This window comes from Halomonas sp. KG2 (assembly GCA_030440445.1).
In the GTDB taxonomy this organism is placed as follows: domain Bacteria; phylum Pseudomonadota; class Gammaproteobacteria; order Pseudomonadales; family Halomonadaceae; genus Vreelandella.
Genome location: CP098528.1, coordinates 2,095,194 through 2,108,700, shown reverse-complemented (window position 1 = coordinate 2,108,700; position 13,507 = coordinate 2,095,194). Strand labels below are relative to the sequence as shown.

Here is a 13,507-nt window from a genome sequence, read left to right as displayed (position 1 = left end):
GCCAAAGGAAGCCATTTAACGTGCGATCCATGACAGCTGACGACCCAAAAGCGGCCATGCAAGAAAAAGCAGCATGTGCTTTCATCGATTTTGAACAGGTAGATATGAGACCCTGAATGACCGAACCATTGATAACCCATATCGAAAACCTGAGGAAAGCTCTACTGAGTCTGAAGCCAACGGGAGAAGATGGCTTTGAAGGGCTTATTGGCGAAGCGCTTGACGGAATAACTGGCATCCCCTTTCGGCTTGCGAGCAGTGGCTACCAGCGTGGAGTAGACGGCAAGGCATCTTTTGAAGGTAAAGTTGCCTTCGAGGCAAAGCGCTACAATGGCACTCTAGGACGTTCAGAAGTGATCTCAAAGATACCTGATTTTGTTCGCCACAACGATCACGCAGACTTCGTTTGGGTGCTAGGGGCAACCTGCGAAGTACCTAGCCAGCTAGCGGATGACTTGCGTACCGATGGCGCACAGCAAGGTATCAGCGTTCTAATCCTCGATTGGACTCCTTTCGACTTTCCACGTCTAGCCGTAGCACTCGTAATAGCTGGTCTGAAGACCGAGGCCTTTCTGAAAGCCAATCTCAACAATCAGATTGCTTTGAGTGATGTGCTTGATGCACTGGATGCTATTCGTTCAGATGCTCGGTTTCAGGATAGTGAGAAATTAATTCGCAAACGTCTTGACGCTCCGGGAATGGCCACAGCGATGGCAGAAAAGGCCAACGCAGAGTGGTTTGAAGATACTGTATCTGAAAAGGCCATTGCACGCAGCAATCTCAGTCAACCCCTCGCACCCAGAGATAAAACTGTCACCGTTTTACCCCGCAAAGGCTTGGTCAATAAACTGGAACCCTATTTATCGAATATGGGTGAGGACAATATTGTCTGCGTCCATGGTGAAGAAGGCTGCGGCAAGTCATGGATTGTGTTGCAGTCATGGCTTGCACCACCTGACAAGCCTCTTCTGGTGTTTTTAACGCCTGATGATTTTTCAGAGGTCTCTACACAGGACGACATAGAGACACTTCTGATCGCAAAACTCATTGCGCAAACCAACGATGAAAAAAGCGATAAGAGCATAATACGCTGGCGGCGACGACTGAAGGCATGGAAAGCTGATGACAAACCGGCACGTCCGCGCTTTGTTTTCGTTTTCGACGGGATCAATCAGCGCCCCGACCGAAAATGGGGAAAGATCGTCGATAATGTCGCTACCTATGTTAACCAGCGTGGCGGTCGCATCGTACTCACGGTACGCACACACTACTTCAACACGCGAGTTAAGAAGGCGCTGCAATACCCCTTTAAAGAAGTAGTAATTCCCAAATGGAATGCTGACGAACGTGACAGCATTCTAAGGAGGCACCTAGTTCCCCTTAACAAGCTCAATCCATTTGTTGCAGAGTTCCTAAGGAATCCTCGCATTCTGTCGATTGCACTTGAGGTTTTCGGCGATGACGTTGCAATATTTGAGGAACTTAGCATCGAACGCCTGTTGTTCGAGCATATCATGGCAGGAATCAAGGAAGACTTTGGCGATGATCCTATCGAATTCGTAGCACATCTACGCGGGCAAGCGCAGGAACTACTAATACGCGCTACGAGCCAAGTAAAGGACGATCTGCGCATCTTTGACAACGAAGTTCCAGCGGTTGCCGAAGGCCGCTTCTATTCCTCCGTCCCCGGGGAGCCGCAAAAATACGAACTCAGGGATGAGGGGCTAACATTGGCCCTTGGGTTCTCCATTATCGAAAATCTGCGCAAAGCCAAGCGCAACAACCGTAGTCTTGATGATGCTCTCAAGGAGGTTCTTGAGCCGATCGAAGCGCTGGATAAAACGGCTGAGGCAGTGAAAGCGGCAATTACAGTATGCGCAGCTGACGAGGATGAGCATTCACCTGAGATTGCCCAGGCACTTATTAAGGGATTCGCCGAGCTTCAGAACCCACCGCCAGATTCGCTTGACGCCTTGGTCAGTTTAGCAAGGGAAAGACCGCTGGATATCGCAAAGGCGGCTCGGAATCTCTGTTTGCATTCTAGTCACCAGCCAAACTTCGACTGGATACAAGCGGCGCTTGTTCAAGCTGCAAAATCAAGTGCCGTCTGGGACTCGGTAGCACAGGAAGTTCGGGATTGGCTACGCGCATACTCTCTGGCGGTGGAGCGCCGTATGCATTGTCATGTCCGTCGTGATCCCCAGGACAAAGTTAAGCAGGAGCGTGAAAAGCTGCGAGCGGAAATGGATGACAAGCTTGCTGCCCTCTCACCCGCCGAAAAGACTCGTCAGAGACGTCTAATAGAAATGGAGGGTAATCTGGATGCACTATCAGGGCTTGCTTTGACTTTGCTGGCTGGCAAGAGACTCGCACCGTTTGCAAACGAGCTTACTGACTGGAGTTTTGCCAACGCGCTTAACGGCTCCTATCAGGTGCCAAGCAAGAGTTTCCTTGCCCTCATTAGCCTGAACCTTCGTGATTGGTCAGAGACGCGAAGTTCACTGTTGCAAAGTTGTAAGGACCTCAACTCTGATACCATCTCAAAAACAGGCAAGTGGGCTCTGCTTAGAATCTTGCGAGCAACGGGCGATTCAGGTGACGATCGGGAAGCTAGCATCCTTTATGAGGAACTAACCCAAGATCGTCAGATGCCACTTGGCCTATTCCCTGCAAAGGAAAAAATAGAGCCCTGTGATCCGTCAGCACCGGTACCTGCTAACATGGATCAAACTGTCCAGCGTTACCAGAGCCTTGATTTCACCGCACTCCGACAGGGCAGAGGGCAATCGTCTCAGGATCACGTTTTTGTTGATTCCCTGCCTGTCGTTGCTCGTTTTGGACTGAAAGCCGCCGCAGCTAAGCTTCGCGAGTTTGCAGAGAACGTTGTAAAACGCACCGACATATCGCTTCGACAAGGGTTATTGGAGCTGCGCGAACATGGCGCGCTCGTCACGGCGAATCAGGCACGGGCGCTGGTCGAAAAATGGAAAAATGCACAAGGAGCAGGCGATAATCAAGGACTGCCAAAAAGTGAGAGCATCTTGCTGCAGTATGAATTGCTCATCGCTTTTCCATTCCTTGATTGCTCCGAGCAGATTGAAATTCTGCTGGCAACGACCAAGGATCAGCCACTCCTGCTGGAACTCATAGATGAAACCAAAACTCCTGATCCACAGATCCTTGACCGTTTCTTAAAAGAAACCCTGGCCGAGGGTACGGAATGTTATAGGCAGCACCTACTTCTTGAGATAGCGGCTGCGACGGGCGCAGAACTCTCAACCGAGATATGCGATTTCACCCGGTCTTCCATTACTTCGAAAGAGGGACGGCTTCGCCGCAGCGCACTCGGTCTGGCAGCCCACTCGGGGCATCCCGACCTAATAAGGGCGGTAGCGGAGAGTGACTGGAAATATGTTCTGTCCGAGGGCAAAGATAATTTTGAGAACTGGTATGGCTCTCTTGCATTGCTAAAGGCTGCAGAAGCCGGACTCACCGATCAGAGTATGGTTATAGACCGGATTTCATCATCACTCTATGGGCGAGCAGCAACGGTGCTCAAAAGAACAGCGGTTCAACAAATAGCTCAACGCATTGATGCCTCTATTCACTGTGCAGTCGGCCTACCGATTGAACTGGTTACTCCTGAAATTGAGTTGGAGGCAGAGTATATTTTTTCCGAGAATCCAATACTTTTCTCTGTTTCAGAGCGAGAGACGCCCTCAGAGAATATAGAAGATTTTTTCAGACGTTTATCCGAGAGCGATAATGAATTCCGTGATAGGCAAAAACATAATAAAGACTCGTTCGTTGCTTTCAGGGAAGAGCTGACAGCAGCAAAAGCGCATATCATTCTTGATCACCTTACGCATGAGGATTTTGCGGCGTTGGCAGTTATCGATCCCGAAATTATAAATAAGTGGGGTGACCACTTCATGGAGATCAACGACACTAGGCTCCCAGTCGTCCACAATCTCATTCTGCTGGTGGCTAGTGCGATTGCAGACACCAATCCTGAGAAGAGTGTGCTGCTATTTGAGCGAACGGCACATAGCCGCCCGTTGGTAAGGTTTACATTCGGTAAGAGCGGCGTTGATCTTGGATCAATTAGCGTATGGAAGGGAGGCAAATCTTCATCATTTGATGCGTTGCGTAGAAAGCGATTGGACAGCGCGGCAACTGACCAAGCGATTGCAATCGAAGTATTATCCGCATTGCAATGCAATCAAGGGGCTTTTCTTGATACCTATATCGATGAAAAGATTGCGCAGCTCGAACCAGCCCAAATTGCTCGCGGGCTTATGGTTGCCGGCTTTTGCGATAAAAGCCCACACAGTGAAAGGATATTAGCGGAATTCAAAGATACCGAGGGCCTTCCCGGCAAAGCATACGCGGCGGCGATCACTGCCTATCGGTATAATAGCTGGGCTCGACACTGGTTCAAGATCATGTGCGAAACCAATAATCCTGTCACGTTTTGGCAGGCTGGGGTTCTTTTCACACAATGTGTTGATGGCCGGTTTGATATCTGGAGAGATAGCTTTACTCAAGATGGCGGACCGATTGTAGCCTTTGGTACGAGCCTAAAAAACCCACTGAATAGACGCTATGGAAAGCTTGCAAAGGAGCGCCAGAAACGACTTTTTGGGCAGGACGCTCCGTCAGCTATTTTCATCCACTCAACCGATCGATAGTCGGCATCACTTAATCATCGCCCATGTGTCCACCAGTGCGAATAGTGATTGGCGTCAGCTTTTCAGGATGCCAAGCAAGCACTCGATGCTGGCGGTGTCGATGTTTTCACGTCATGGCTGATCGTGTCTACTTTGCAGGGTAGAAAATTCTTGTGTGTCATAAGGTATTACGATGTGTCCTCCCAAGCCCAAAAGCTTGCTCAAGCCAAAGGTATGTTTTACCAGGGAAGCTGCACTTTGCTACCCATATATGAATGGTATTAGCGTTACCCAAGAAAATAGGTTATCAAGGTCTCTGTTAATTTTCAGGTAGCTTGATGTGATGAGCATACGAAAAATAAGTGATTTGAAGCCGGTGTTTAGCGGTGACAATGTTGTCGAGTGGCAATCACCTGCTGGAACAAGATTTCGCTATGAGCGAGACCGTTGTGCAGTGGGGCAGGAAATGATACCGGGAAGCGAAGCATACGACTGGCACGTCCTGGCTAAAAGTAACCTAACTCATGCAAAGCGAATGGTATTTCACCTAATTAATGAAGATGAGTTCTAAGTATTAGCAAAGTAGCGTTTTTTGGAAGTAGCTTGGAATGGTGATAATTAGCTGTAATTAATAAATTAAAAGTTTGTGGGCCGTACCCGCTAGTTTTCACATGCGCTTGGCTACGGTTATACATGACCTGTGTAGCTATGCCTTATTAAGTTACAAGCAAATCAATTGTAAGCGCAAAAAAAGCTATCTCCCCTCGCTACCTCCGCTTTTATTTGACTTACGAGGGGCCGGTAAGCTGATGGAAGACATCCTGGGGAGCAAGATTATCGGCTCGCACTGTAATATCGCTGCGATTCTATACAGCTTCTCAATGGTGAGGTTCACCTCTCCACGCTCTATCCTGCCCATATAGCTACGATCAATGTCTGCTATCAACGCAAAGCGATCCTGAGACAAGCCATTTTCTTGACGCTTTTTTCTAATGCTCTTTCCGATGGCGACTGCAAGCTCTTCCATACCAGCCTCATTGTTCATGAGGCTGGACTATCGGGCGTTGCGGCCAATCAAGCCACGGATTATAATCCGCATTTTTTCCCCTTTGATGCCTATACCCATGCCCCATCACCTTCCGAACATAGATAGTCGGATCATTGAGCTCTTACTGAAGCCAGAAAACTCAACATTCTGTGTTCAAAACCTTCGGGATCAGTATTTGGATCTGTACGAAATACAACCTGCGCATAAAGCGCCGCTGCGACGTTTCATTTATGAGCGAATCAAAAAGTTGGTTAAGGCTCATTTGATTGAAAAGGATAGTGAGAGACGCAAGCGTGGCCAGCTGTATCACGTGAGCACTGAACTGATGGAGACTGATCTAGGTACTGGTAAAGATGGCTTTGCCGAGTGGCTTCAACGCACTCATCCTCAAATGCTTAATGAGCCAGCTATCAATCACGTAAGCTCGCCACCAACCGAAGAAAGCAAATCAGGAAAAAGGGCAGCTTCCGATAGCCACACAGTTTTGGAAAAAAAGTTGAATGAGGCACAAAGCCGATTTTTAGAATCGCTAGGAGAAGTAGAGACCTTTCAGCAGCTTATGCATGACCATCCAGAGCTTAAAAATACCCTTTCGTGTGATTGCCGTAAGGCTCATGAGCGTAGCTCACGACTGTTAGGGTGTGTCAGCGCTCTAGAGAAAGCCCTTGACCACCTCAGTGCATCATGACGGAACTGCGAGCATGGCAAGCGGAGTGTTTAGATCTTGCTAAGTCACACTATTTGAATCACAGTGATTTTTTCGTCCAGGCAACACCTGGCAGCGGAAAAACGCGTCTTGCTGCCGAACTAGCCAAGTTGTTACTTGAAGACCATCTGATCGACTTCGTTATTTGCTTTGCTCCTACGCGTGAAGTGGTAGCAGGTATGCAGCGTACGTTTTCTGCTGTCTTAGGCCAGCGTTTTGGAAACGTCATTGCATCATCAGGCGCCGCTTACACTTACCAATCAATGGAGTATCAACCGGAAGATTTTTGGGACCTTTTTCAAAAATTTCGCATATTAGCTATCTTCGACGAAATCCATCACTGTGCAGGCCACGATCCTCTACTAAGTAACACGTGGGGACAGCAGATTATTCGAAATATCCAGGATCAAGCGACCTATACTCTCGGCTTATCTGGAACCCCTTGGCGTTCTGATGACCTGCCTATCGCATTAGCTAGGTACTCTGATCCAGAGGGGCAGTTGATCTGTGACTATCGTTATGACCTTCAAAGTGCCGTAAACGATGGCGTTTGCAGAGCACCTAGGATTACGTTAATTGACAACCCAGTAATTAGGCTCGTCGAAGAAAAAGAGAACACTGAGTCCGTTCGGGGGTTTTCATGCTTCTCTCAACTGCTCAGTGAGTCACCTGTTAGCTACGAAGACCTATTGCGCCATGACGACATTCTCAATGCCGTACTAGATATTGGTATTCAGCAGTTGACTGAAATTAGAAATACGATCCCAAAAGCTGGTGGGCTCGTTGTGGCAACGGATATTGAACATGCCCATCAGATAGCGGAGCTACTGCATGCCAAACATCAAAGTCATGTCGTAGTCACCAGTAAAACTCCAAGGGCTCAACAATTAATTGACCGCTTTCGACATGACAGCACTTGTTGGATTGTCGCAGTCAGCATGATTTCTGAAGGCACAGATATACAGCGACTTGCAGTATGCTGCTACCTCAGTCGCATTCGCACAGAGCTTCACTATAGGCAAGTGCTTGGCCGAATTTTGAGAAAGATAGGTGCTGAAGACAGAGAGGCGTGGCTCTATGTCATCGCTGAGCCTACTTTGCGCAAGTACTCACAAAGAATCGCGAATGATCTGCCGGAAGATCAATCAACGCTGCAGTCAAAGAAAGTAAATGGGAGCAGTACCGGATCATACGCTAGACATACCTATGGCAACACAGTGGGCGAAACAGGAAATAATGAGCACCCTCCTCCCCCTATTGAGCAGGAGGGTAAGAGCGAGTTGCAAGTTACTGACTCCACATTGTTGACACTAAGCTTTTCTCAATACTACCGACAGTACCTCCTTTCTTTGATATGACTACACAGGCTCTCCCTAAGCGGTCTAAACAGTTCCTGGAATACTCAGTCGAGATTAATGAATCTTTGAGGAGGCGATAAAAAATGTAAACAGGAAAACCTAAAAACAGGTCAACGTTTACATTTTAAGGGAACACCGACTCTATATCTCGCATTAAAACATTGAATTATCTATACTCGGATACTGTTTACAAAGACGTCTTGTGTATAGAAGAACAGCACTTGGCGCATGCTGCTCTCCTGTTATGCTCATCAATGGCTTCGTTAGCCAACGCATCGGCGCGTTCATTGCCGGGATGCCCGCTATGCCCTTTTACCCAGTGCCACTCGACACGATGCCGCTGTGTTTCCTCGTGAAGGGTCTTCCAAAGCTCAGCGTTTTTAACCGGTTGCTTGGCCGCTGTCTTCCAGCCTCGTTTAATCCAATTGTGAATCCATTGAGTAATCCCCTGGCGCACATACTGGGAATCGGTCCAGAGAGCCACTTCACACGGTTTATTTAGCGTTCGCAACGCCATAATGGCCGCCATTAATTCCATACGATTGTTAGTGGTATCTGCTTCGAAGCCTTTTAACGTCTTCTCATGCTGCCCGCTTGACAGCACTACACCCCAGCCACCTGGGCCCGGATTTCCTCGACAGGCCCCATCGGTATACACCGTAACGCGAGGCAACCCATCGGTTGCTTGCTTACTCACTTTCACTATCCTTTTCTAGACGACGTTGACCTGAGTGGTATCGCGCAGACACACCGGTTCGTGTAGCTCCCAGAGAAGTGGGAGTGATCGGTGCACGCAACCCAAATTTAAGACGCTCTACCGGCGCATGGCGTTGTCGCCGCTGCGCTTGAATCATGTAACTTTCACCCAACGGTAAATTATGCCTGCGGCCCAACGCTTCCCAGCGCTCTCCACAGGTGGTGCTCATCGGCCCCCGAAAACAGCAATAGTCTACGCGTTCTACGTCAAAATCGACAAACGCCAGCCAATCGCGCAAACGGCTAGCCGTACGCCACTGTCCGCTCCAAGGGAAATTCCCTTGCTGCTTACGCCAACGCTGGGTTAACCCGTTTAATCCTAGCGGATTGAAACCAAACAGAACTAACACACCGCTATCAGAAGTTACCCGAGCAGCCTCTTGTAACGTGTGATGGGCGTCTGGCAAATGCTCTAGCCAATGATGAATAACCACCACCTCTAAACTGCGGTCTGGTAAGGCAAGGTGATCTGGTGGACAGACTAAAGTGGACGAAGCCTCCGCCATTGCTCTCGTCGGTGACCAGCGAATGATATGAGGAATGGCTGACATCGTCATCAACGTCGGGCCCATACTCATCTCTAAACTGTGGCCACCTTTGCGCCCCTCAACCAACGGCCCCAAACACGCTCGCTGCGTCTCCCATAGCGAACGGCCAGCCGCTGTTTGCCAGTATGCTTGGCTTTCCGCCATTTGCTGGGCGAGCCGAGTTGCCGTTGACGAAGTTGACATGAACAGCGCTTCCCTCCACAGTAAACGCTTTTTAACGTTTTGAACGCCAGCGTAAGCGCATTCGAAAGCGTCTAATTGAGCGTCTATTTTTTGAACTAAAGGATCTCGCCCATGATGAGCGTGACACCGATTCCCGCACTTAGCGATAACTACATTTGGCTATTAAGACAGGATACCAGTCAAAGCGTTTGCGTGGTGGATCCCGGTGAAGCAGCACCTGTCATTGAGTTTCTTGAGCGTGAATCCTTAACGCTTGATACGATTTTAATCACTCATCACCACCATGATCATACGGGTGGCCTTACAGAGTTGATTAAACGCTTCTCGCCTCGGGTTATTGGCCCCTCCAATCCTACTATTGAAGGTATTAATGAACAGGTAGGGCACGGCGATGAAGTACGTATTATGGGGCGTCTTTTTGAAGTCATGGCCACGCCAGGGCATACATTAGATCACGTGAGTTACTTCACTCCAGGAATTCCTGCGCTACTTTTCTGCGGCGACACCCTGTTTTGTGGTGGCTGTGGCCGCTTATTTGAAGGGTCGCCAGAGCAAATGTTTGCATCTCTGCAAACCTTAGCGGAACTCCCAGAGGATACGCTGGTCTTTGCAGCGCATGAATATACGCAAGCGAATCTAACATTTGCTCGTGCTGCAGATCCTGATAACGAAGACGTTAAATATGCACTGCAGGAGTGTGAGAAGGCTCGGGCGTTAGACCGACCTACCTTACCCAGCACGATAGGACGCGAGCTGAAGATCAACCCCTACTTGCGCGTGAGCACCGATAGTGTGCGTCAAGCAGTAGGTACACATGGGGTCAATGATGATGATCTCGCCACGTTCACCACTTTACGCGAGTGGAAGAACCGTTTTTAAGAACGCTATCGAGTAAAAACGAACCGACTATGACTTATCGAACGATTCGCCAGCGCTTATTACTAAGCGCTGGAAGCACTGTTATTGTGAGCCTATTTTTAGCCGCAGCGGCCAGCTCTCAAGCCTCTACTACCGAAGCATACCAATCTAACAGCGCCCTCAATGACGCGCCCGCTTTACCCGACTTCCGCCCCAATGCCTTTCAGCATCACTTCTGGGAAGCACTTGAGCTACAACCCCAAGATGCCTGGAGCACACTACGTGACAGCTTCCAGTGGCAGGAAAAAAATCTCCCCGCCGATGCTCAAGCACGTGTCGACAAGTGGATAGAGTACTACCGTTCCAGCCCGCAAAATATTGTCGCTATCACGGAACGAGCAACTCCCTGGCTTGCTTGGATCACCCAGCAAGTGAGCGAGCGTGGCCTTCCTGGAGAAATCGCGCTGATTCCGTTTGTTGAGAGTTCTTTCGACCCCAGCGCCCGAAGCCATCGAGGAGCCGCTGGGCTTTGGCAGTTTATGCCGGGTACCGGAGATGCACTAGGTCTGGTTCGCAACGGCAACTACGATGGACGTTTAGACGTTGTGACGTCTACCGCAGCAGCGCTTGATTACCTGGAAATGCAGGCAGATGAGTGGTATGAGGGTGACCTAATGCTCTCGCTGGCCGCTTACAACGCCGGTGCTGGCACCGTTAACCGTGCGCAACGCCAAGCTCAGGGCCAAGGCCTTGCAGGCGACTACTGGGAACTATCACTGCCCCACGAAACGATGCAGTACGTTCCCAAACTTAAAGCCATTGCGACGATCATCAATAATCCGGAACAGTACGGGGTTTCACTTCCCGACATTCATCCTGATCCCGCTTTTGCCAAAGTTCAGCTAGAGCAGCCAGTAAGCCTGGCACAGGCCTCTCAGCTTCTGGATGTTAGTCAATCCGCGCTGGCCGAGCTAAACCCTGGCTTGCTGAATGGCAGCCTTGACCCACGCAGCGCACAGACGTTACTTGTGCCTGAAGAAGTCGACACTCAGGTGTTAGCTCAGCTTTCGCAACCAAACAGTACTGCATTAGCGTCAACCAGCACGCCAAGCGTTCACCGCGTTGAAAGTGGCGATAACCTGTCAGTGATTGCGTCACGCTATAATGTCACGCAACAAGACCTGATCAGATGGAATGCGATTGAACGGCCAGAGGTACTGAAGCCAGGTCAACTGCTGACGCTTTCAGGACGGTAATTTGGGGAATCTAACCAGGCTTTGTTAACTAGGATTAAAACGCAGTCTTTCTTGGCTATGTCTCAGTTACTATTAGCGCCGCCACTGTGACTCAGCAGTTGTGTCTAAGTTTCTAAGCCCAGGTTCTAAGCCCAGGGTCTGAGTTCAGGTGCTAAGCCCAGTTTCTAAGCCTTCGTTGCTACAGGAAGTTACCAATGCCACGCGGTGTGTTGTTTACCAAAGTACTTTTGTTAACCAGCGGCTTGCTGTTGAGCCTGTCGCTGTTGGCTTCTGAAAACGACGTCGAAAACAACACCGCTACCCCCGTCGAGACCGTACACGGGCTATCTCTCTACAATAGCCCGCAGCTACCTCCCGATTTTGCCTACTTCCCCCATGTTAATCCGTCCGCCCCCAAGGGCGGAACGATTACCCGTACCGCCGTGGGGGGCAGTTTCGACTCTACCAACCCATTTATTATTCGCGGCACGCCTGCTACCGGTATTTCACATATTTATGACTCGTTGATGGTCAGCAATCCAGGCGAGCCCTTCAGTTTGTACGGGCTGCTAGCAGAAGGCGTCCGCCTGGACCCTGAACGCCGATGGATAGAGTTCGATTTGCGCCCAGAAGCTCGCTTTCAGGACGGGGAGCCGGTAACGGCCTATGATGTGGTGTTCTCACTGAACCTGCTGCGTGAACAAGGCAACCCCTTCTACAGTAGCTATTACGCCGGTGTCGAACGCGCTGTCGCCTTAAATGATCATCAAGTGCGCTTTGAATTTAATGACACTGAGTCACGCGAGCTGCCACTGATTGTGGCCCAGTTGCCTATCTTACCTCGTCACTACTGGGAACCCCGCGACTTCAGCTCTCCGACCCTGGATGCACACCCTGGGTCAGGTCCCTATCGCATTAGCGAGGTAGATCCTGGACGGCGCATTGTCTATCAACGAGATGACAACTATTGGGGTAAGAATTTGCCCGTCAATGTGGGTCGCTACAACATCGACCGTGTTGTTTATGAGTACTACCGCGACCGTGATATTGCCTGGGAAGCCTTCAAAGCAGGCCTTACCGACTTCAGAACTGATGCACGTGCGGCCACTTGGGCCATTGGCTATGATAATTTTCCTGCCTACCAAGACGGCTTAATTAAGCGGATTACCGTGCCCGATGTTAACCCCTCCATGATGCAGGCGTTTGTCTTCAACTTACGCGAAGAAAAGTTTCAGGACCCAAGGGTTCGAGAAGCACTGAGCCTCACGTTTGATTTCCCCTGGCTCAACACCAATATCTTCTATGGCACCTATCGGCGCACGGAAAGCTTTTTTCAAAATTCTGAAATGGAAGCTACTGGAACGCCATCAGAAGAAGAACTTGCGCTACTCGAACCCTTTCGTGAAGCGTTGATGGACTCCCATCATTCAGAACGACTGTTCACTGACCCGCTGCCCATTGAACACCCCACAGAGCTGCGTGAACGCCTGCGGCTTGCGCTTGATCTGCTGCGCGACGCTGGCTACCGCGTAGAAGATGGTGTGTTGGTGCACGGTGAAACAGGCCGACCGCTTACCCTGGAAGTACTGCTCTACGACTCGGGCCTGGAGCGTGTTGTGCAACCCATGCTACGCAATATGGCACGCCTTGGGGTGCAAACATCGCTACGCATTGTCGATATCAATCAATACCTTAACCGAGTGCGCAGCTACGATTACGATATGGTCATCAGCCATTTCCCTCAGTCTAACAATCCTGGCAATGAACAACGCGATTTTTGGACCAGTGCTGCCGCAGAGGCTCCCCAAAGTCGCAATCGCATGGCCCTTGCCCACCCGGCTGTCGATGCGCTGGTGGAGCAACTGATTCGTGCTGATGACCGTGAAACGCTTGATACTATTACACAAGCGCTTGATCGCGTGCTGCGCTGGGGCTTTTATGTCATTCCGCACTATCATTCAGGCGAAACGCGGATTGCTGTGTGGGATAAATTTGGCTACCCAGAACCGTTTCCAGCTTATGCCATGGATTTAGACGCTTGGTGGGTAAACACCGATCGAGAAGCAGAACTACAACGCCGTCATCGACGCCGCTGATTTCGCCAACCTAGATTCATCAAACATAGATTCTTTCAACATCGTTATA

General features: G+C 49.8%; 9 protein-coding genes. 6 read left to right on the top strand and 3 right to left on the bottom strand.

Going from position 1 to position 13,507, the window contains the following annotated elements:
- The first annotated feature begins 116 nt into the window (after positions 1-116).
- Entirely contained in the window at positions 117-4,691 is a 4,575-nt protein-coding gene (locus tag NDQ72_09795) for a hypothetical protein (protein ID WKD30210.1), read from the top strand.
- Between the two features lie 733 nt (positions 4,692-5,424).
- On the opposite strand, the gene NDQ72_09790 is transcribed toward NDQ72_09795, so the two are convergent.
- On the bottom strand, positions 5,425-5,697 hold the full coding sequence (locus NDQ72_09790; protein WKD30209.1) for a helix-turn-helix domain-containing protein: 273 nt from the start codon (positions 5,695-5,697) through the stop codon (positions 5,425-5,427).
- Positions 5,698-5,893: 196 nt separating this feature from the next.
- Between NDQ72_09790 and NDQ72_09785 the strand changes: the two genes are divergently transcribed.
- Positions 5,894-6,406: a hypothetical protein gene (locus NDQ72_09785; GenBank protein ID WKD30208.1), complete on the top strand. Its 513-nt coding sequence runs from the start codon at positions 5,894-5,896 to the stop codon at positions 6,404-6,406.
- Positions 6,403-7,782 (top strand): DEAD/DEAH box helicase family protein, encoded by a 1,380-nt coding sequence (locus NDQ72_09780; protein WKD30207.1) that lies wholly within the window; start codon positions 6,403-6,405, stop codon positions 7,780-7,782. The genes NDQ72_09785 and NDQ72_09780 overlap by 4 nt, the downstream gene beginning before the upstream one ends.
- Positions 7,783-7,969: 187 nt before the next feature.
- Here the strand turns inward: NDQ72_09780 and rnhA are convergent, their stop codons facing one another.
- Together rnhA and NDQ72_09770 are read right to left on the bottom strand one after the other, a co-directional pair.
- Positions 7,970-8,479, bottom strand: coding sequence for a ribonuclease HI (gene rnhA, locus NDQ72_09775; GenBank protein ID WKD30206.1), 510 nt, complete (start codon positions 8,477-8,479; stop codon positions 7,970-7,972).
- Positions 8,472-9,269 (bottom strand): class I SAM-dependent methyltransferase, encoded by a 798-nt coding sequence (locus NDQ72_09770; GenBank protein WKD30205.1) that lies wholly within the window; start codon positions 9,267-9,269, stop codon positions 8,472-8,474. Before NDQ72_09770 ends, rnhA begins: the two co-directional genes overlap by 8 nt.
- Before the next feature lie 111 nt (positions 9,270-9,380).
- On the opposite strand from NDQ72_09770, the gene gloB reads away from it, so the two are divergent.
- The 3 genes from gloB (at position 9,381) to NDQ72_09755 (ending at position 13,458) form a co-directional block, all read left to right on the top strand.
- Positions 9,381-10,148, top strand: a complete 768-nt coding sequence (gene gloB, locus NDQ72_09765; protein WKD30204.1) for a hydroxyacylglutathione hydrolase — start codon at positions 9,381-9,383, stop codon at positions 10,146-10,148.
- Positions 10,149-10,177: 29 nt separating this feature from the next.
- Positions 10,178-11,383 carry a transglycosylase SLT domain-containing protein gene (locus NDQ72_09760; protein ID WKD30203.1) on the top strand — a complete coding sequence of 402 codons (1,206 nt, stop codon included), beginning with the start codon at positions 10,178-10,180 and terminating at the stop codon, positions 11,381-11,383.
- Between the two features lie 194 nt (positions 11,384-11,577).
- Complete coding sequence (locus NDQ72_09755) at positions 11,578-13,458, top strand: extracellular solute-binding protein (GenBank protein ID WKD30202.1); 1,881 nt, start codon at positions 11,578-11,580, stop codon at positions 13,456-13,458.
- Positions 13,459-13,507 lie beyond the last annotated feature (49 nt).